Genomic DNA, 18399 nt, shown 5'->3' on the forward strand with positions numbered 1-18399 from the left:
CCACGCCATGACAACGCCCCTCGTTGCGCCTTTCCCCGACATCACGGGCGAGCTCGGAGCGATCCCCGGCCTGCGCGGCAGGCTTGAGGCCAATGCGCCGATGGCGCCGTTGTCGTGGTTCCGCACGGGCGGACCGGCGCAGGTGCTGTTCACCCCGGTCGACGAGGACGATCTGGCGCTCTTCCTGGCGAACACGCCCCGGGAGCTGCCGCTCATCGTCGTCGGGCTGGGGTCCAATCTCCTCGTCCGCGATGGCGGCGTGCCCGGCGTGGTGGTCCGCCTCGGCAAGGGCTTCGGCGGGATCACGGTGGAGCTGGGGCATCACGTGCGTGCCGGTGCCGCCGCACCGGACGTGAAGGTGGCGCGGGTGGCGGCGGAGGCCGGCATCGACGGGCTCGCCTTCCTCAGGGGTATCCCCGGCGCCATCGGCGGCGCGCTGCGGATGAATGGCGGCGCCTATGGGGGCGAGACGGCGGACGTCCTCGTCAGCGCGCGGGCGCTCGACCGGGCGGGAAACCGCCACGAGCTCACCGCCGCCGCCATGGGCTTTACTTACCGGCACTGCGATGCGCCGGAGGACTTCATCTTCGTCGAGGGACTGTTTTCCGGGCGCCCGGGGGATCCCGCGGAGATCCTGGCGCGCATGAACGCCATCACCGAGGCGCGGGCGTCCTCGCAGCCGGTGAATACGCGCACCGGCGGGTCCACCTTCAAGAACCCGCCCGGCGCCAAGGCCTGGGAACTCGTCGATCGCGCCGGCGGGCGGGGCCTGCGCCGCGGCATGGCGCAGGTCTCGGAGATGCATTGCAACTTCCTCGTCAATCTCGGCGGGGCGACGGCGGCCGACATCGAGGGGCTCGGCGAGGAGCTGCGCAGCCGCGTCCGCGAATCAGCGGGCATCGAGCTCGAATGGGAAATCAGGCGCATCGGCCTGGCGGCTTGAGCCGGACCGGACAGCGGAGGACAGTCATGACGCAACATGTCGCGGTTCTGATGGGCGGATGGTCGGCCGAGCGGGACGTCTCGCTGTCGTCCGGCAACGGCTGCGCGGAGGCGCTCGAGGGCAAGGGCTACCGCGTGACGCGGGTGGATGTCGGGCGTGACATCGCGGCCGTGCTGGCCGATCTCAAGCCCGACGTCGCCTTCAATGCGCTGCATGGGCGCGTAGGGGAAGATGGCACCGTCCAGGGCATCCTGGAAGTCATGCGCATTCCCTACACGCATTCCGGGGTTCTGGCGTCCGCGCTCGCCATGCAGAAGGACAAGGCCAAGCTCATCCTGGCCGCCGCAGGCGTGCCCGTGGCGCATGGCATCGTCGTCCACCGCCGCGAGGCGGCCAAGCGGCATGTTCTGCCGCCGCCCTATGTGCTGAAGCCGGTCAATGAGGGATCGTCCTTCGGGGTGGTTATCGTGCGGGAGGACCGCACCCATCCTCCACAGGAATTGTTAAGGGACGACTGGGCCTACGGGGACTATCTCCTGGCCGAAAAATTCATCGCCGGCCGCGAGCTGACCTGCGCCGTGATGGGCGACAAGGCGTTGGATATCATCGATATCAGGCCCGCCACCGGTCAGTTCTACGACTACGACGCGAAATATGCCAAGGGCGGGTCAATTCACGTCCTCCCGGCACAAATTAAACCGAATATTTACCAACAGGTTCAACAGTTGGCGTTAACGGCGCATCAAGCTCTCGGCTGTCGAGGCGTCAGTCGCGCCGACTTTCGCTATGACGACCGCCCCGAGGGGAGGGGAGAACTTGTGTGCCTCGAAGTGAACACTCAACCGGGAATGACGGCGACGAGTCTGGTGCCGGAAGCGGCGGCCTATGCCGGCTATTCCTTCGGTGAGCTCGTGCAATGGATGGTGAAGGACGCTTCCTGCGATCGCTAGCATTCGCGGCCGGGGAAGGCGTAGCAGCAAGAAGTGTGGCCGGGAGTAGCAACGTGTCCGCGTCCATCTTAGGTGTGATGACAGGTAGACGTCGCAGGTCGCGCGCGGGGGCTGCCGCCGCGACCTCGTTCGAACAGCGTCTGCCCCGTGGAACGGGCAGCGCGCTGACGCTTGGCTTCCTGGCGGCCGTCAGCATCTATGGCATCGTGCTCGGCGGCCATGTCGAGGACTTTCGCCAGGCCTATGGTGAACCGCGGCATGCCATCGCGCGGGCTCTGGGCTTCGGCATCAACCAGATCAACATCTCCGGCCTGGTCGAGCTCTCCCCCACGGAAGTGCTCGGCGCAGCCGGCATCTCGCCGAAGATCTCGCTCGCGCTGCTCGATGCGGCCGAGGTGCGCCAGCGGCTCGAACTCGTGCCCCTCATCAAGGAGGCATCGGTCCGCAAGCTCTATCCGAACGAGTTGTCGATCAGCATCACCGAGCGCAAGCCGCACGCCATCTGGCAGCAGAACGGCGAGCTCTTCGTGATCGCCACGGACGGCACCGTCATCGACATGCTGAACGATGCGCGTTTCGTGCGGCTGCCGCTCGTTGTCGGCGACCAGGCCAATGTGCAGTCGAAAGACTATCTGAAGCTGCGCGAGGAAGCCGGGCCGCTGAAGCAGCGCATCCGCGCCGGCATCCTCGTCGCCGGGCGCCGCTGGGACCTCAAGCTCGACAATGGCGTGGATATCCGCCTGCCCGAGGAGGGCGCGGGCGCCGCCATCGCGCGGCTCGCCGCCCTGGAGCGCGACCAGCACATCCTGGACAAGGACATTCTGTCCGTCGACATGCGCATGGGCGACCGTCTCGTCCTGCGCCTGAGCGAAGAGGCAGCGCAGATCCGGGCCGACCGGCTCAACAAGAAACCCAACAAGCAGAAGGGGCCGGAGATATGAGCTTCAGCAACGGTCTCACACCTCGGCTGAAGCCGCTGTCGGCGCGCAAAAGTGCGATCCTCTCTGTCCTCGACGTGGGCACGAGCAAGGTGGTCTGCCTCATTGCGCAGCTCAATCCCGTCTCGGAAGGCGAGGCGCTGCGCGGCCGCACCCATCTCGCCCGGGTTCTCGGCATCGGTCACCAGCGCTCTCTCGGCCTGAAGGGCGGCATCATCGTCGACCTGGAAGCCGCCGAACGCTCCATCCGCCAGGCGGTGGATGCGGCCGAACGCATGGCCAAGGTCGAGGTGCGCTCAGTTCTCGTCAACCTCACGGGCGGGCGCACCGGCTCGCAGAGCTATGCCGCGAATGTCGGCGTGCGCTCCGGCTCGGTCTCCAACGGCGACATCCACCGTGTGCTCGATGCGGCGAGCGCCTATAGCGTCCGTCCCGGGCGGGCCGTGCTGCACGCCCTGCCGACCGGCTTCTCGCTCGACGGACAGACCGGGATCCTCGATCCCGCCGGCATGATCGGCCAGAACCTCGGCGTCGACATGCATGTCGTGACGGCCGACAGCGCGGCTGCGCGCAACCTCATGCTCGCCGTCGAGCGCTGCCATCTCGATGTCGAGGCGATTATCTCCACGCCTTATGCGGCCGGCCTTTCGGCGCTCGTCGACGACGAGGCCGAGATCGGCGCCACCCTCATCGACATGGGCGGGGGCACGACCTCGGTCGGCGTCTTCGCCGGCGGGCATCTGGTGCATGTGGATGCGCTCGCGGTCGGCGGGCACCATGTGACCATGGATATCGCCCGCGGGCTCTCCACCCGCGTGGCTGTCGCCGAGCGTCTGAAGACACTCTACGGCTCGGCGATATCGTCACCTTCGGATGAGCGGGAAATTATTTCCGTTCCGCAGGTAGACGAAGAAGAGCGCGATGTTGCCAATCATATGCCAAAGTCTAGTCTAGTGCGAATCATCAAGCCACGCGTCGAGGAAATACTTGAACTGGTGCGTGATCGATTGAGGCGTGCGGGCTTCGCGGCGGGTGCAGGCCGTCGCGTTGTTCTCACAGGCGGTGCAAGTCAGCTGACCGGCGTGCCGGAAATGGCGCGTCGCATTCTCGGTGGTGACAAGGGAGCGGCCCAGGTGCGTATCGGCCGGCCGCTCGGTGTGAAGGGGTTGCCGGAGGCGGCAAAGGGGCCTGCCTTCTCGGTTGGGATTGGCCTTCTGGTTTATCCGCAGGTGGCCCATGTGGAGCATTTCGAGCCGAACACCGGGGGGGTCTATCTCGGCACAGGCACGGATGGGTATTTGGCGCGTATGGGGCGGTGGATCAAAGATAGTTTTTGACCGCCAAGAGCTTTGACCGATGGCGGCGCGGCGGCCGCTACGAGGTCCGGGATAGGCACGGAGAGGCGCGCAGCCGAGCGCCGTTAAGTACAAGAAGAGGCCACGACATGGCGATCAATCTGCAAGCCCCGGACATCCGGGAACTCAAGCCGCATATCACGGTGCTCGGCGTCGGCGGCGCGGGTGGCAACGCGGTCAACAACATGATCGATTCCGGATTGATGGGAGTCGAGTTCTGTGTTGCGAACACCGACGCCCAGGCCTTGTCGAGTTCGCATTGCGAACGCATCATCCAGATGGGCCTGGAAGTGACGCAGGGGCTCGGCGCCGGCTCACAGCCGGAGATCGGCCGGGCTGCCGCCGAGGAAGTGATCGACGAGATCCGCGATCAGCTGTCCGGCGCGCATATGGTGTTCATCACCGCCGGCATGGGTGGTGGCACCGGCACGGGTGCTGCCCCCGTGATTGCGCGTGCGGCCCGCGACATGGGCATACTCACCGTCGGTGTCGTGACCAAGCCGTTCCAGTTCGAGGGCATGCGCCGCATGAAAGTGGCGGAGGCCGGCATCGTCGAGCTGCAGCAGGCCGTCGACACGCTGATCGTCATCCCGAATCAGAACCTCTTCCGCGTCGCCAACGAGCGCACCACCTTCGCCGACGCCTTCGCGATGGCCGACCAGGTGCTCTATTCGGGCGTTGCCTGCATCACCGACCTCATGGTCAAGGAAGGTCTCATCAACCTCGACTTCGCCGACGTGCGCGCCATCATGCGCGGCATGGGCAAGGCGATGATGGGCACGGGCGAAGCCTCCGGCGAGCGCCGCGCCATCACCGCCGCCGAGGCGGCGATCGCCAATCCGCTGCTCGATGACGTCTCGATGAAGGGCGCGCGCGGCCTCCTCATCTCGATCACCGGCGGCAACGACCTCACCCTCTACGAAGTCGACGAAGCCGCGACCCGCATCCGCGAGGAGGTGGACCACGAGGCCAACATCATCCTCGGCGCGACCTTCGATTCGAGCCTCGACGGGGTGATCCGCGTGTCCGTGGTCGCCACGGGGATCGACCATGCCCTGCTCGAAGGTGCGCAGGATCCCTCGCTCACCGAGCAGCGCATCGCTGAAGTGGCCGAGCGCCTCCGCACGGAAGCGCGGCAGCGCGTCGCGCCTGCGATCCCGGCGGCGCCCCAGTCGGTCGCCCCGAACGCCAGCCTGCCCGAGCCCGCTTTCGTGCCCCCGGCGTCGGCTGATATGGTCCAGCAGGCGCCTGCCGCGGTGGTGCATCGCGACGTCACGATCGAGCCGGCCCAGCCGCGCCCGAGCATGGCCTCCCAGCCCGCTATGACCCCGGCCCCGGCGGAGGCTGCACCGCATCCGCAGCATTTCATTCCGCCCCAGGCGGAGCGCGCGACCATCCGCCCGGCCCGCATGCCGCGCGTGGATGAACTGCCGCTGCCGGCGCAGAACCAGATCCGGGCCACGCGCGGCGAGGTCGACAACCGCGCGGCTGCGGCCGACACGAAGCGCATGACGCTGCTGCAGCGTCTTGCGTCCGTTGGCCTTGGCCGCAAGGAAGAGCCCCAGCCGCAGCCGGAGCCTCGTCAGCAGCGCCAGGCGCCGCCGGCTGGCTACCAGCAGGCCCCGGTGCAGCCCTCGGCGACCCATGCCGAATACGGCAAGCGCCCGAACCAGCCTCAGGCTCCGCAGGGCTATCGTCCGGCGCAGGGTAATCTCGATCAACACGGCCGCGCCCCTCAGCAGGCGCGTCCGACGGAAGATGATCAGCTGGAGATTCCGGCTTTCCTGCGCCGGCAGGCCAATTGATCGATTCGGTTTCCAAGTTGAGTTGATCGCGATCACGCGCGACGCAAGGAATGATTCGTAAACGCGTGGCGCCGCGGCCTGTCAAAGCTGTTGACGGGTCCGCGGCGTCTCGTGTTTCAGGGCGGATCGAGCCGCCCTGTTTGCAATTCGTAAACTATTGATTAATAGATTGAATTCGACGCGGCCTTGCGCCGCTGCGTTGTTACAGAACGTAAGGAAGCGTGATTTGGCCTCTTATGAGGCGACGCGTATGGTGCGCCGGACATTGTGGATTGGCGGGTGATTTTCTATCGGTTTCCCAGCGATCGGCATGTCATTAGTTGCTTATGAAACGAACCCTCGCGCCGCGAGGACGCAACCGGACACGAATGATGCCATCAAGCAAACAGACGACCCTTGCAGCCGTAGTAACGCTCGATGGCATCGGCGTTCATTCCGGCAAGCCGGTCAGTCTGGCGCTTCACCCCGCCGATATCGGGCATGGTATCGTGTTTCTGCGCACCGGCCTCGAGGGTCGTGCGGATCGCCTGATCGAGGCTAGCCATCGCTATGTTTCCGCGACAGAGCTCTGCACGGTTGTCGGCGACGAGTCCGGTGGTGTGGTTGCGACCATCGAGCATCTGATGTCCGCCCTTTACGGTTTGGGCGTCGACAACGTGCTTGTCGAGATCGATGGCGCCGAGGTCCCGATCCTGGACGGAAGTGCGGCGCGCTTCGTGGAGGCCATACTCCAGGCTGGCATCGTGTCCCAGAAGGCCCAGCGTCGTTTTGTCAAGGTGTTGCGTCCGGTCCGCATCGACCAGGGGCGTGCCTTTGCCGAGCTGCGGCCTTACGACCACGGTTTCCAACTCGACGTCGAGATCAATTTCGACGATGCCGTCATCGGCCGCCAGCGCAAGATCGTCGATCTCGACGAACATGTCTTCCGCCGCGAGATCGCCAGCGCCCGTACATTCGGTTTCATGCGCGACGTCGAGCGTTACTGGAAGGCCGGCTTCGCCCTTGGCTCGTCGCTGGAGAACACCGTGGCGGTTGGCGACGATGGTGTCGTCAATGCCGAGGGTCTGCGCTTCCCCGACGAATTCGTGCGCCACAAGCTGCTTGATGCGGTGGGCGATCTCGCGCTCGCAGGTTACCCCATTCTGGGGGCATACCGCGCCTATTGCGGTGGCCATCGCATGAATTTCGGTATCCTGCGGGAGCTGTTCAGCGATCGCGCGAATTACGCGCTTGTCGACGGGCCGAAGGTGGAGCGGACCAAGGGCGAAACGATCAAGGCGCGACGCGATGGTGGTCATGCCGAAATGCCGGCTGGCATGGCCGTCGCGGCTTTTGCGCCTGAGGTGAATTGATCCGGGGGCAATGAAGCAATATGGCTTTTTTGCCTTGGAAAGGTCATTTTCCCCCTGAAATTTCCACAGCGTCACTATCCTGGTGAACCGTCGCGTCGCTTGGCGTATGCCCGTCGTTAGGGTAAACAGCCGGGGGCGTGACTGATTGCGCCATTGGATGCACCGACTTGGAGGACCTTCCAGGGATGTATTTCTCATATCTGTCGAGGATCGGGCGGTCTGGTCGCCGTACCGCTCTCCTGAGGGGAACGGTGCTCGTCCTCGCCAGCTTTCCGCTGGCGGGCTGCGATTCGCTTTCGTCGCTCAATCCGTTCGACAAGACCGAAAAGTACAAGCCCGAGATTATTCCGGAAGTTCCGGCTGATCAGATCTATAACGAGGGTTTGGCCCATATCGACAAGCGCAACTATAGCGATGCTGCGAAGAAGTTCGATGCGCTCGACAAGCAGTATCCCTATTCGCAGTGGTCGCAGAAGGCGCTCATCATGAACACCTACGCCAATTATGAGGGCGGGGCGTATGATGATGCGATCAGTTCGGCAAGGCGCTATCTCGCCCTGCATCCGGCGAGCCAGGATGCGGCCTATGCGCAATATCTGATGGCCATGTCCTACTACAAGGAAGTGCCGGATGTATCGCGTGACCAGGAGCGGGCCGAGAAGGCGCTTGTCGCCCTGCAGGAGCTGGTCGATCGGTATCCGAAGTCCGAATATGTGCCCGACGCCAAGTTCAAGATCCAGGTGCTGCGCGACCAGCTCGCCGGCAAGGAGATGGAAGTTGGCCGCTACTACCTGAAAAAGCGCAACTACACCGCGGCGATCAACCGCTTCCGCATCGTCGTGAGCAAGTATCAGACGACCCGCCATGTCGAGGAAGCGCTGGAGCGTCTCGTGGAAGCCTATATGGCTCTCGGTATCGTTGCGGAGGCGCAGACCGCGGCGGCCGTGCTCGGCCACAACTTCCCGGACAGCCAGTGGTATAAAGATGCCTATGCGCTTCTTGCCAAGGACGGGATCCAGCCGCGTGAAGACACCGGCTCGTGGATCAGCAAGATCTTCAGCGGTGGCCGCCTGGGCTGATTCGGTTTCCATGCTGGCGCCGCCGCGATTGGCGCGCGCCTGCATGGCGCAAGTGCATCATTTCGGTTGCATTCTCCCCCCTTGTTGCGTTGAGACTGGCTTATGCTGATCCAGCTCACCATTCGCGACATCGTCCTCATAGACCGCCTCGATCTGACGTTCGATGGCGGTCTCAGTGTTTTGACGGGCGAAACCGGCGCCGGCAAATCGATCCTGCTTGATGCCTTTGCGTTGGCTCTTGGCGGGCGTGGCGATGGCTCGCTGACGCGGCACGGCCAATCCCAGGGGCAGGTCACGGCGGTCTTCGACCTCGCCAGCGATCACCCCGTCCGCCGGTCGCTGGCCGGCTACGATATCGAATCAGACGGCGATCTCATTCTGCGTCGGGTGCAATATGCCGATGGCCGGACGCGCGCCTTCGTCAATGACCAGCCGGTCAGCGTGCAGGTGCTGAAGGGAATCGGCAGCGAGCTGGTCGAGATCCACGGCCAGCACGACGACCGCGCGCTGGTCGATCCTGCGCAGCATCGTTCCCTGCTGGATGCCTTTGGCGGGCTCGGTGCCGATGCAACGGCCCTGCGCGAGGCGCAGGCCAGGCTCGCCGAAACGCGCGGTGCCCTGAAACGCCACACCGACCGGATGGAGGCCGCGCGCAAGGAAGTCGACTTCCTCAGGCATGCGGTGGAGGAGCTCTCGCGGCTGGCGCCGGAGGCGGGCGAGGAAGAGCGGCTGGCCGAACGCCGCCAGACCATGATGCAGGCGGAGAAGGTCGCGAAAGATCTTGCCGAGGCCTTCGATGCCGTCGGCGGGCCGGCCTCGCCGGTTCCGGTGCTGTCGGCCGCGGTGCGGCGCCTCGAACGGCGCGCGACCCAGGCGCCGCAACTGGTCGAACCCTGTGTGAAGGCCCTCGACGCGGCGCTGGTTGCCCTCGACGATGCGCGCGCGGTGATCGAGACCGCCTTGCGCGATGCCGAATTCGATCCGCGCGACCTGGAGATGGTGGAGGAGCGGCTGTTTGCGCTGCGGGCCGCGTCGCGCAAATACGACGTGCCGGCAGACGACCTCGCCGCGCTCTGCGAGCGCTATACGGCCGATGTGGCCAGCATCGACGCCGGGGAGGCGGAACTTGCGGCTCTCGAGGGAGCCGTCGCCGCCGCGGAGGCGCTCTATGTCAGGAAGGCCGGCGCTCTCAGCAAGGCGCGCCAGAAGGTGGCGGCGAAGCTTGATGCAGCCGTCAATGCCGAGTTGCCGCCGCTGAAGCTCGAACGGGCGCGCTTTATTACGCGGGTCGACGTCGACGAGACGGCGCGGCTGGCGGACGGCTTCGACCGCGTCGAGTTCTGGGTCGAGACCAATCCCGGCACGCGGCCGGGGCCCTTGATGAAAGTCGCGTCCGGCGGTGAGCTGTCGCGTTTCATGCTGGCCTTGAAGGTGGTGCTCGCCGATCGTGGCTCGGCGCCGACGCTCGTTTTCGACGAGATCGATACCGGCGTCGGCGGCGCGGTCGCGGATGCCATCGGTGCGCGGCTCGGGCGGATGGCCGGCCAGGTCCAGGTGATCGCCGTCACCCATGCGCCGCAGGTGGCGGCGCGCGCCGGCAGCCATTTCCTTATCGCCAAGGAGGCGGTGGCCGGGGAGGCTGCGCGCGTGGCGACACGAGTGTTGCCGCTCGCGGCGGATACGCGGCGCGAGGAAATCGCCCGCATGCTGGCCGGCGCCACCATCACCGAGGAGGCGCGCGCCGCCGCCGCGCGGCTGCTGGAAGCGGCGGGGTGATGGCCTTATAAGGCTGGCTTCAGGATTCTCGCCGTCATCGTCGAGCTTGGGCGCTACGCGATCCGGGCGACAGGGAAGAGCCGCGTCATGTCACAGGATAATCCTCTCCGTACTGTCGCTGTCGCGGTGCTCACGCCGCGGGAGGCGAAGCGCGAATATGCGAGCCTGCAGGAGGAGATCGCCGGCCATGACATCCGCTATCATCAGCAGGATGCCCCAACCATCTCCGACGCGGATTACGATGCGCTGCGGCGGCGATACGACGAGATCGAGGCCCGCTTCCCCGACCTGAAGGCGGCCGACAGCCTGTCGGACAAGGTCGGGGCGGCGCCGTCCGAGAAATTCGCGAAGATCCGCCATCGCGTGCCGATGCTGTCGCTCGCCAACGGCTTTGCCGATGACGATGTGCGTGATTTCGTCGGCCGCATCCGCCGTTTCCTCGATCTCGATGCCGACGCGGAGATTGCGCTCACGGCCGAGCCCAAGATCGACGGCCTCTCGCTCAACCTGTGCTATGAGGGCGGGACACTCGTCAGTGCCGCGACGCGTGGCGACGGCGAGGTGGGCGAGGACGTCACCGCCAATGCGCGCACGGTCGACGATATCCCGGAGACCCTCACCGGCGCTGACGTGCCCGATGTCATCGAGGTGCGCGGCGAGGTCTATATGCGCCATGTCGACTTTGCCGCGCTGAACGCGCGACAGGAGGCGGCCGGCAAGCCTGTCTTCGCCAACCCGCGCAACGCCGCGGCGGGGTCATTGCGCCAGCTCGATGCTTCGATCACCCGGTCCCGTCCGCTCGCCTTCTTCGCCTATGCCTGGGGCGAGCGGACGGCCTTGCCGGCCGACACCCAGATGGGCGTGATCGAGGCTTTCGGGCGCTGGGGCTTCCAGATCAATCCCTGGATGAAGCGGTGCGAGACGGTCGAGGATCTGATCGCCCATTATCATGCCATCGAGGCCGAACGCGCCGATCTCGGCTATGACATCGACGGCGTCGTCTACAAGGTGGACAGCCTGGCGCTGCAGCAGCGCCTCGGTTTCGTGTCGCGGGCGCCGCGCTGGGCACTGGCGCATAAGTTTCCGGCCGAACAGGCCATGACCGAACTCCTCGCCATCGAGATCCAGGTGGGACGCACGGGGGCCCTCACGCCCGTCGCGAAGCTGAAGCCCATCACCGTGGGTGGGGTGGTGGTCTCGAATGCGACGCTGCACAACGAGGACGAGATCGCCCGCAAGGATGTCCGGGTGGGCGACACGGTGGTCGTGCAGCGGGCCGGCGACGTCATTCCGCAGGTCGTGTCGGTGGTGGCCGACAAGCGGCCGGCGGGCGCGGTTCCTTACGTTTTCCCGAAGACATGCCCGGTCTGCGGGAGCCATGCGGAGCGGGAGATCAATCCGCGAACCGGGCGTGAGGATGTCGTGCGGCGCTGCACCGGCGGCCTGACCTGTCCAGCCCAGGCGATGGAGCGCCTCAAGCATTTCGTCTCGCGCGATGCCTTCGATATCGACGGGCTCGGCGACAAGCAGATCGAGCTGTTCTATCGCGAAGGCCTGATTCAGGCGCCGCAGGATATCTTCGCGCTGGAGGCCCGCGACAGGGAGAGCCTGCAGAAGCTGAAAGACCGCGAGGGTTTTGGCGAGACGAGCGTGCGCAATCTCTTCGCATCGATCGAGGCGCGCCGGCATGTGCCGGTCAACCGCTTCATCTTCGCGCTCGGCATCCGCCACGTGGGCGAGACGACCGCGCGGCTGCTCGCCCGGCATTTCGGCACCTTCGACGCGCTGCGGGATACGGCGACGCGGGCTTCCGACCCGACGAGCGACGCCTGGGTCGAACTCACGGCCATCGACGGAATAGGCATTGTCGTGGCCGAAGCGATCGTTCAGTTCTTCGCGGAAGAGCACAATCAGGCGACGCTCGACGCCATCCTGGCCGAGGTCACGCCGGAACCCATGGAGGCGGTGCAGACGGACAGTCCCGTGGCGGGAAAGACGGTTGTCTTCACCGGCGCGCTGGAGCGCATGTCGCGGGATGAGGCCAAGGCCATGGCGGAAGGGCTCGGCGCCAAGGTGGCGGGGTCGGTCTCCAAGAAAACGGATCTCGTGGTTGCCGGGCCGGGGGCGGGCTCCAAGCTCGCGAAAGCCAAGGAATTCGATGTCGAAGTGATCGACGAGGAGACCTGGCTCCGGCGCGTCGGGCGGTTGTGAGAATAAGGGGTGTCATCCCCGGCGGGCTGCTCTGCAGCCCGGGAAGGGGATCCAGAAATCAACCACCATCGCTCGTGGATCCCCTTCCCGTCGCTATGCGACGCCGGGGAGGACACGGGCATTTGCGTCCGGCCAATTCACCTTCCGGGCGTGACATTGCCGCGCCGCTGTGGTCATTGCATCGGCAAAGTTCTTATGGCTGTCGTTGATTGTGATTGGTTCCCATGCTCGAAGGCCTGCCTCCCCACAAACCCACCCATGTCCTGCGCATCGAAACCGACGAAGGTTCTGCGCGGCGCCTGACGGACCTGCTCGGGGAGGTGTTCGACCCGGCGGAGACGGCGGTCGCCGCTTTTGAGATCGAGCCGGCCGATCCGAAGGAGGGTAATGCTGCGCCGCAGCCCTGGCTGCTCGAGGCCTATTTTTCGCGGGAGCCGGACGAGACGGCCATCCGCGACCTTCTGCGCCTCATTGTCGGGGAGAAGGCTGATACGGCGGTGTTCGACGCGGTCGCCGCCAAAGACTGGGTCAAGGCCAGCCTCGACGGGCTGAAACCGGTACGGGCCGGCCGGTTCCTGGTGCATGGCGGGCATGACCGCGATGTGGTGAAAACCAACGACATCGCGCTCGAGATCGAGGCGGCCCTGGCCTTCGGCACCGGCCACCACGGCACGACACTCGGTTGCCTGATGGCGCTGAAGGACGTGCTGAAGCAGCGCCGGCCGCGCCATGTGCTGGATGTCGGCACCGGCACCGGCATCCTGGGGATCGCGGCGGCCAAGGCGCTCAAGGCGCGGGTTGTCGCCGGCGACATCGATCCGATCGCGGTCGAGGTGGCGCGCCGCAACGCGCAGCTCAACGCAGCGGCGGGCCATCTCCATCTTTATGTCGCGCCCGGGGTTCGTCACGCCCTGGCCGCGCGGCCCCGACGCTTCGACCTCGTGTTTGCCAATATTCTGGCGCGGCCGCTCAAGCGTCTGGCGCCTTCCATCGCGGCCGTGCTCGCGCCCAATGGTATGCTCGTCCTGTCGGGGTTGCTGCCCGGCGATGTTCCGGGCGTGCTCTCGGCCTATGCGGCCCAGGGCTTGCGCCTTGCCCAGAAGAGCCAGCGCGACGGCTGGGCGACGCTGCGGCTCAGCCGCGCCGGCGCGGCGTCCCGCAAGGTGAGGCAGTCACACGCAAAAGCCCGCCCCTGGATGTGACCGGGCGGGCTTGTGAACGCAACCATCTCGGCTGTCCGGAAGGCGGTTGTCGCTCCGGGCAGATCGGACTGATGGTTAGATATGCGGGTAGCGCTTCGCCATCTCGTCACGCAGCGCGAGGGCTTCGAGAACGATGTCACGGGTTGCGGCGATAAAGCGGGCTACGCTGTTGAAGAGGGTCACCAGGATCATCTTCATGTTCCTTTCTGTGCTTCCCAACCGGACCCCGACATCGCGGAAGCGGCGATGACGGATCGAGCGAGGCCCCCAGGGCTTCGCCAATTAGTTCGCGGATTTGTCCGCCTTGTGCATCGCCACCAACTCGCGTGCCAGGGCAGGGTAGTGCTGCTCGAAATAGCGCTGGGCCTTGGCCATCTGCGCCGCTTCAATCCGCGCCCACATCCGCTCGATAAAGCTGACTGCCTTCTGCGGCTTGTTCGCCGCCACGGCATAGCCGGATACTGCTACTTCTGCCATCGACGCCTCCGCGTTGCGACGGCCACCGCCGTCTCGTCATGCATTGCAATATAGGGCATGTTGCATGTGCGAAGAAGATGGGTCAGTGCATGTGACCTAAACGAGCCATGCGATGAGCGCATGTCTCGTGCAGTGATTGCGGCACTGTGCTCACGAAATGCCCGTTGCCTGCATGTTTCGGTGTCAAAGCGGGTAAAAACCGCGCTGACGCGTTGTGGCGCCGTTAACCGGCTATTAGTGTTGAATGCATCGGCTCGCGGATGAATGTGGTGGGATCTCAATGGCGTCTTGTGTTTATCAGAGCTTCGACAAGCCCACGTCGGCAGCGACGGGCGGTCCGCGTCTCAAGGCGCTGCGTGACGAGCTTGCGCGACGGGGGATCGATGGCTTCGTGGTGCCCCGCGCGGATCAGCATCAAGGGGAATATGTCCCCCCGAGCGATGATCGTCTTGCATGGCTGACCAGCTTCTCGGGATCGGCGGGCTATGCCGTCGTGCTCGCCGACGCTGCTGCCGTCCTGGTGGACGGGCGCTATACGCTGCAGGTGCGAGATGAAATCGACCTCGACGCCTTCACACCCGTTGCGCTCGCCGAGACGAGCGTCGAGGCGTGGATCGAGGCGCATCTGAAGCCCGGCGGCAAGCTCGGCTACGACCCTTGGCTCCATACGGTGCAGCAGACTGAGCGCCTGGCCGCCGCGGTCGGGGCGGCGGGCGGGGAGCTCGTGGCGCTCACCTCTAATCCGATCGACGCGGTTTGGGCGGAGCGTCCCGCGCCCCCGTCCTCGCCGGTTGTTGCGCAGCCCCTGGAATTTGCCGGTGAAGCGGCGAGCGCCAAGATCGCCAAGGTGCAGGACGCGCTCGCCAAGGCGCGGGTGGGGGCGTTGGTCATCAGCGATCCGCATAATCTCGCCTGGCTCCTCAATATCCGCGGCAGCGACGTCACCCATACGCCGCTCGTGCTCGCCTATGCCCTGCTGCCCACGGAGGGGCAGCCGACCTTGTTCGTCGATTCCACGCGCATCGATGACGCGGTGTCCGCGCATCTCGCCGGTGTCGCCGCTGTCGCCGCGCCGTCATCCTTTGCGGCGGCGCTTGCGGCCGTCGCGGCCAAGGGTGCCCCGGTGCGTCTCGACGCGGCGACAGGTGCCATGGCGTTGAAACAGGCGATCGAGCAGGGCGGGGGCAAGGCGGATATCGGCGCCGATCCCATCACGCGTCTCAAGGCCGTGAAGAATGTGGTCGAGCAGCAGGGCAGCCGCAGCGCGCACCGGCGCGACGGCGTTGCCATGGCGCGGTTTCTCGCCTGGTTTGCGCGGGAGGCGCCCGGCGGCAAACTCACGGAGATCGCCGCAGTCGAGGCGCTGGAGTCGTTTCGCCGGCAGACCAATGCGCTCATGGATGTGTCGTTCCCGACCATCGCCGGTGCTGGCCCGCATGCAGCCATGCCGCATTATCGCGTCACGCGCGCTTCGGACCGGACGATCGAGCCGGGGATCTTTCTCGTCGATTCCGGCGGGCAATATCGCGACGGCACCACCGACATCACCCGCACCGTCAGCGTGGGCGAGGTGACAGACGAGATGCGCGACCGTTTCACGCGCGTGCTCAAGGGGCATATCGCCATCGCGACGGCGATCTTCCCGAAGGGCACCTCCGGCGCGCAGCTCGATGCGCTGGCGCGCCTCTCGCTCTGGCAGGCGGGAACCGATTTCGACCACGGCACCGGCCATGGCGTCGGCTCCTATCTTTCGGTGCATGAAGGGCCGCAGCGTCTGTCGAAGCTCGGAACCGTGCCGCTCGAACCGGGCATGATCCTGTCCAATGAGCCGGGTTACTACAAGGAGGGGGCCTACGGCATCCGCATCGAGAATCTGATCCTCGTGGAGCCGCGCGAGGTCGCGGGGGGCGAGCGGCCGATGCTTGGCTTCGAGACCTTGAGCTTCACGCCGATCGATCGGGCGTTGATCGATCCGTCCTTGATGACCGAGGATGAAATCGCCTGGCTCGACGCCTACCACGCCGATGTACTCGCCCATATCGGGCCGCTCGTCGACGCGGAGACGCTCCTGTGGTTGCAGGAGACGACCCGTCCTCTCCTGTCCTGAGGCCGCGAGGCATCGCGACCTCGGCTCCTATGCCGCCAATGCCCTGAGGCCGACGACGGCGAGAACGCCGATCGCAACGGTGACGAGCAGGGGCAGGCGTGTCGCTGACAAGGCGGCAATGCCTGCTGCGGCGGTCTCGGGCCAGCCGGTCGCCAGCGCGCTCGGCGCAATCACGGCGACGAGAACCGCCGGTGGAATGGCATCGAAAGCCGCTTTGGCGCGCCCGGAGAGGGCGAGCCTGCCGGCGAGCGCAATGCCCGCGATGCGCGTGAGATAGGTCACCGCGGCCATGGCGAGAATGGCGATCAGGGCGGAACTGTCGATGCTCATCGTGAACTCATGGACATGTCCGTGGCGTGCCTTCGCAACCGGCGCTCGCATAGGCGGCAGCAATCCCGGCGATCGCGCCGGCGACCACATGCCAGGGAGCGCCGACGGCGCAATGGGCGAGGGCTGCCGTCATGGAGCTCGCCACGACGGCGGCGAGGGCCAGGCGGCTCGTGGTGAAGCTGGCAATCAACCAGATCAACAGGGCGGTGAAGGCGAAATCGGCGCCGATCGCGCCGGGATCCCCCAGGCAGTTGCCGAGCTGTGTGCCGATCAAGGTGCCGGCGATCCACGGAGCGGGCACCATGAGCGCCAGCGGAAACCAGAAGGCGGGCGTGAGCGGTCTGTGCAGAGCCCGCCGTTCGGACAGCGCCCAGGCCTCGTCTGTCAGGAAGAAGAACGCCGCGATCCGTTGCCGTGACGTGAAGGCCTGGGTCTTTGGTGCGAGCGAAACCCCCATAAGGATATGGCGGGCGTTGATCAGGAAAGTGGAGAGCACGATCGCCGCGATAGGGACCGGTGCAACCCACAGGTCCACCGCGGCGATCTGGGCGCCGCCAGCAAAAACCAGCATGGACATCAGGCTGGCCTCGAGGACGGTCAGTCCTTTGGCCGTCGAGACGGCGCCGAACAGGACGCCGACGGGCATGACGATGGCGGCCACCGGGGCGATGGCGATCAGCCCGTCCAGCCATTCGGCCTGCGCGGTTGCGGGGACGACGCCCTCCTCCTCCAGAGGTATCTCCTTCACCCCGGTCATCGCGCGATGACTTTGGGGCGCGCGGATGGCCGACCGCGGATAGGCATCGCATATGCAGCGTGACTGAAGTGAGAAGAACAATAACGCATCGGTTTTCTCTTCAATTTTTAAATATTTACCGGATCTGTCAGTCATATGGGTGCGGTGAAGATAATAAAATGCTTCGTTATCACGATCTAAAATGTATTGTTTTTTCTGCACATGGAGGCTCAATCGATGTCATCGGGCGCAAGGTGCCAGTATCGGTGGGCCGTTGTTGGGGATTGACGCACCATTTTGCCAAAATAACCGGGTGATTTCTGGCTATTCCATGTCGTGCACCGGGGCTTGCGATGCCGGTGCCGCTTCCGCGGCGGGCACGTCGCTGTCCAGGGGGCCTGGCGCCGTGACATAGGCCGCGGCGATGCCGGCCAGGGCGCCCGCGGCGACATGCCAGGGCGGGCCGAGCGTGAGATAGGTGAGGGCGGCTGTCCCGCCGCTCGCCGCGATCGTGGCGGCGGTGCTACGCCCCTTCCAGAATCCGGCAATCAGTCCGATGAAGAGGGCGGTGAAGGCGAAATCGGCGCCGATGCTCCTGGGGTTGCCGAGAAGGGAACCAGCCGCGGCTCCGGCGAGGGTCGAGCCAACCCATGCCGTGGGCAGCACCGTCGCCATGGCAAACCAATAGGCGGGCGTCAGGGGGGCGGTAGCGGCGCGCCGTTCCGCGAGCGCCCAGGTCTCGTCCGTCAGGAAGTGGAAGCCGAGATAGCGCTGCAAGGGCGAGAACAGCCCCGTCTTGGGGGTAAGCGACGCGCTCATCAGCACGTGTCGCGCGTTGATCAGCAAGGTCGAGAAGACAATCGCGGCAACGGGGACCGGCGTCGTCCACAATTCGACGGCGGCGAACTGGGACCCTCCCGCGAAGACGAGCACGGACATCAGTCCCGCCTCGGCGATCGTAAGCCCCTTGGCACTGCAGAGAGCACCGAGCAGAAGTCCGATCGGGATGGCGGCGATGGCGACGGGCGCGATCGCGGCGATACCGGCACGCCATTCGCGGGCCCGGGCCTTGCTCCGCGAAGGCATCGGCTGTGCACGATCATGCATGTCCCACCTCGAAAGCATGCAACGGGATGTC

The 18399-nt window shown here is 65.7% G+C and carries 16 protein-coding genes; 11 read left to right on the forward strand and 5 right to left on the reverse strand.

Going from position 1 to position 18399, the window contains the following annotated elements; translation table 11 throughout:
- The first annotated feature begins 7 nt into the window (after positions 1-7).
- The 10 genes from murB to C7450_RS21990 all read left to right on the forward strand — a co-directional run bounded on the left by murB (position 8) and on the right by C7450_RS21990 (position 13611).
- Positions 8-943: a UDP-N-acetylmuramate dehydrogenase gene (murB, locus tag C7450_RS21945; RefSeq protein WP_110376586.1), complete on the forward strand. Its 936-nt coding sequence runs from the start codon at positions 8-10 to the stop codon at positions 941-943.
- 26 nt (positions 944-969) lie between these two features.
- Entirely contained in the window at positions 970-1893 is a 924-nt protein-coding gene (locus C7450_RS21950; protein ID WP_110376587.1) for a D-alanine--D-alanine ligase, read from the forward strand.
- A 53-nt stretch (positions 1894-1946) separates the two neighbouring features.
- Entirely contained in the window at positions 1947-2834 is an 888-nt protein-coding gene (locus tag C7450_RS21955; RefSeq protein ID WP_245450044.1) for a cell division protein FtsQ/DivIB, read from the forward strand.
- Positions 2831-4168, forward strand: a complete 1338-nt coding sequence (gene ftsA / locus C7450_RS21960; RefSeq protein ID WP_110376589.1) for a cell division protein FtsA — start codon at positions 2831-2833, stop codon at positions 4166-4168. Before C7450_RS21955 ends, ftsA begins: the two co-directional genes overlap by 4 nt.
- Positions 4169-4275: 107 nt before the next feature.
- Positions 4276-5991, forward strand: a complete 1716-nt coding sequence (gene ftsZ, locus C7450_RS21965; RefSeq protein WP_110376590.1) for a cell division protein FtsZ — start codon at positions 4276-4278, stop codon at positions 5989-5991.
- A gap of 371 nt (positions 5992-6362) precedes the next feature.
- Entirely contained in the window at positions 6363-7343 is a 981-nt protein-coding gene (lpxC, locus tag C7450_RS21970) for a UDP-3-O-acyl-N-acetylglucosamine deacetylase (protein ID WP_110376668.1), read from the forward strand.
- Between the two features lie 185 nt (positions 7344-7528).
- The gene (locus C7450_RS21975) at positions 7529-8422 is read left to right on the forward strand and encodes an outer membrane protein assembly factor BamD (protein WP_110376591.1); all 894 of its coding nucleotides are present in this window, start codon (positions 7529-7531) and stop codon (positions 8420-8422) included.
- Between the two features lie 102 nt (positions 8423-8524).
- On the forward strand, positions 8525-10198 hold the full coding sequence (gene recN, locus C7450_RS21980) for a DNA repair protein RecN (protein WP_110376592.1): 1674 nt from the start codon (positions 8525-8527) through the stop codon (positions 10196-10198).
- Positions 10199-10285: 87 nt separating this feature from the next.
- Positions 10286-12409, forward strand: a complete 2124-nt coding sequence (ligA, locus tag C7450_RS21985) for an NAD-dependent DNA ligase LigA (RefSeq protein WP_110376593.1) — start codon at positions 10286-10288, stop codon at positions 12407-12409.
- 224 nt (positions 12410-12633) lie between these two features.
- Positions 12634-13611, forward strand: a complete 978-nt coding sequence (locus tag C7450_RS21990; protein ID WP_110376594.1) for a 50S ribosomal protein L11 methyltransferase — start codon at positions 12634-12636, stop codon at positions 13609-13611.
- A gap of 75 nt (positions 13612-13686) precedes the next feature.
- On the opposite strand, the gene C7450_RS34915 is transcribed toward C7450_RS21990, so the two are convergent.
- Positions 13687-13809: a hypothetical protein gene (locus C7450_RS34915; protein WP_281064281.1), complete on the reverse strand. Its 123-nt coding sequence runs from the start codon at positions 13807-13809 to the stop codon at positions 13687-13689.
- An 84-nt stretch (positions 13810-13893) separates the two neighbouring features.
- Complete coding sequence (locus tag C7450_RS21995) at positions 13894-14088, reverse strand: hypothetical protein (protein WP_110376595.1); 195 nt, start codon at positions 14086-14088, stop codon at positions 13894-13896.
- Positions 14089-14368: 280 nt separating this feature from the next.
- Here C7450_RS21995 and C7450_RS22000 point away from each other — a divergent pair, with 280 nt between their 5' ends.
- On the forward strand, positions 14369-16195 hold the full coding sequence (locus C7450_RS22000) for an aminopeptidase P family protein (protein WP_110376596.1): 1827 nt from the start codon (positions 14369-14371) through the stop codon (positions 16193-16195).
- 27 nt (positions 16196-16222) lie between these two features.
- Here the strand turns inward: C7450_RS22000 and C7450_RS22005 are convergent, their stop codons facing one another.
- The 3 genes from C7450_RS22005 to C7450_RS22015 all read right to left on the reverse strand — a co-directional run bounded on the left by C7450_RS22005 (position 16223) and on the right by C7450_RS22015 (position 18368).
- Entirely contained in the window at positions 16223-16525 is a 303-nt protein-coding gene (locus tag C7450_RS22005; RefSeq protein WP_110376597.1) for an AzlD family protein, read from the reverse strand.
- A gap of 7 nt (positions 16526-16532) precedes the next feature.
- A complete protein-coding gene (locus tag C7450_RS22010; RefSeq protein WP_245450046.1) occupies positions 16533-17273 on the reverse strand; it encodes an AzlC family ABC transporter permease in 741 nt (246 codons plus the stop codon).
- Between the two features lie 312 nt (positions 17274-17585).
- The gene (locus C7450_RS22015) at positions 17586-18368 is read right to left on the reverse strand and encodes an AzlC family ABC transporter permease (RefSeq protein WP_245450048.1); all 783 of its coding nucleotides are present in this window, start codon (positions 18366-18368) and stop codon (positions 17586-17588) included.
- Positions 18369-18399 lie beyond the last annotated feature (31 nt).

The sequence above is a fragment of the Chelatococcus asaccharovorans genome (genome assembly GCF_003201475.1).
GTDB classification, from domain to species: Bacteria; Pseudomonadota; Alphaproteobacteria; order Rhizobiales; family Beijerinckiaceae; genus Chelatococcus; species Chelatococcus asaccharovorans.

Excerpts from the sequence above, each read along its gene's own strand:
- C7450_RS22000 (WP_110376596.1), top strand. The coding sequence starts at position 14,369 with ATGGCGTCTTGTGTTTATCAGAGCTTCGACAAGCCCACGTCGGCAGCG.
- C7450_RS22005 (WP_110376597.1), bottom strand. The coding sequence starts at position 16,525 with ATGAGCATCGACAGTTCCGCCCTGATCGCCATTCTCGCCATGGCCGCG.
- murB (WP_110376586.1), top strand. The coding sequence starts at position 8 with ATGACAACGCCCCTCGTTGCGCCTTTCCCCGACATCACGGGCGAGCTC.
- C7450_RS22015 (WP_245450048.1), bottom strand. The coding sequence starts at position 18,368 with ATGCATGATCGTGCACAGCCGATGCCTTCGCGGAGCAAGGCCCGGGCC.
- recN (WP_110376592.1), top strand. The coding sequence starts at position 8,525 with ATGCTGATCCAGCTCACCATTCGCGACATCGTCCTCATAGACCGCCTC.
- C7450_RS21975 (WP_110376591.1), top strand. The coding sequence starts at position 7,529 with ATGTATTTCTCATATCTGTCGAGGATCGGGCGGTCTGGTCGCCGTACC.
- ligA (WP_110376593.1), top strand. The coding sequence starts at position 10,286 with ATGTCACAGGATAATCCTCTCCGTACTGTCGCTGTCGCGGTGCTCACG.
- ftsZ (WP_110376590.1), top strand. The coding sequence starts at position 4,276 with ATGGCGATCAATCTGCAAGCCCCGGACATCCGGGAACTCAAGCCGCAT.
- C7450_RS21950 (WP_110376587.1), top strand. The coding sequence starts at position 970 with ATGACGCAACATGTCGCGGTTCTGATGGGCGGATGGTCGGCCGAGCGG.
- C7450_RS21995 (WP_110376595.1), bottom strand. The coding sequence starts at position 14,088 with ATGGCAGAAGTAGCAGTATCCGGCTATGCCGTGGCGGCGAACAAGCCG.
- C7450_RS34915 (WP_281064281.1), bottom strand. The coding sequence starts at position 13,809 with ATGAAGATGATCCTGGTGACCCTCTTCAACAGCGTAGCCCGCTTTATC.
- lpxC (WP_110376668.1), top strand. The coding sequence starts at position 6,363 with ATGCCATCAAGCAAACAGACGACCCTTGCAGCCGTAGTAACGCTCGAT.
- C7450_RS21990 (WP_110376594.1), top strand. The coding sequence starts at position 12,634 with ATGCTCGAAGGCCTGCCTCCCCACAAACCCACCCATGTCCTGCGCATC.
- ftsA (WP_110376589.1), top strand. The coding sequence starts at position 2,831 with ATGAGCTTCAGCAACGGTCTCACACCTCGGCTGAAGCCGCTGTCGGCG.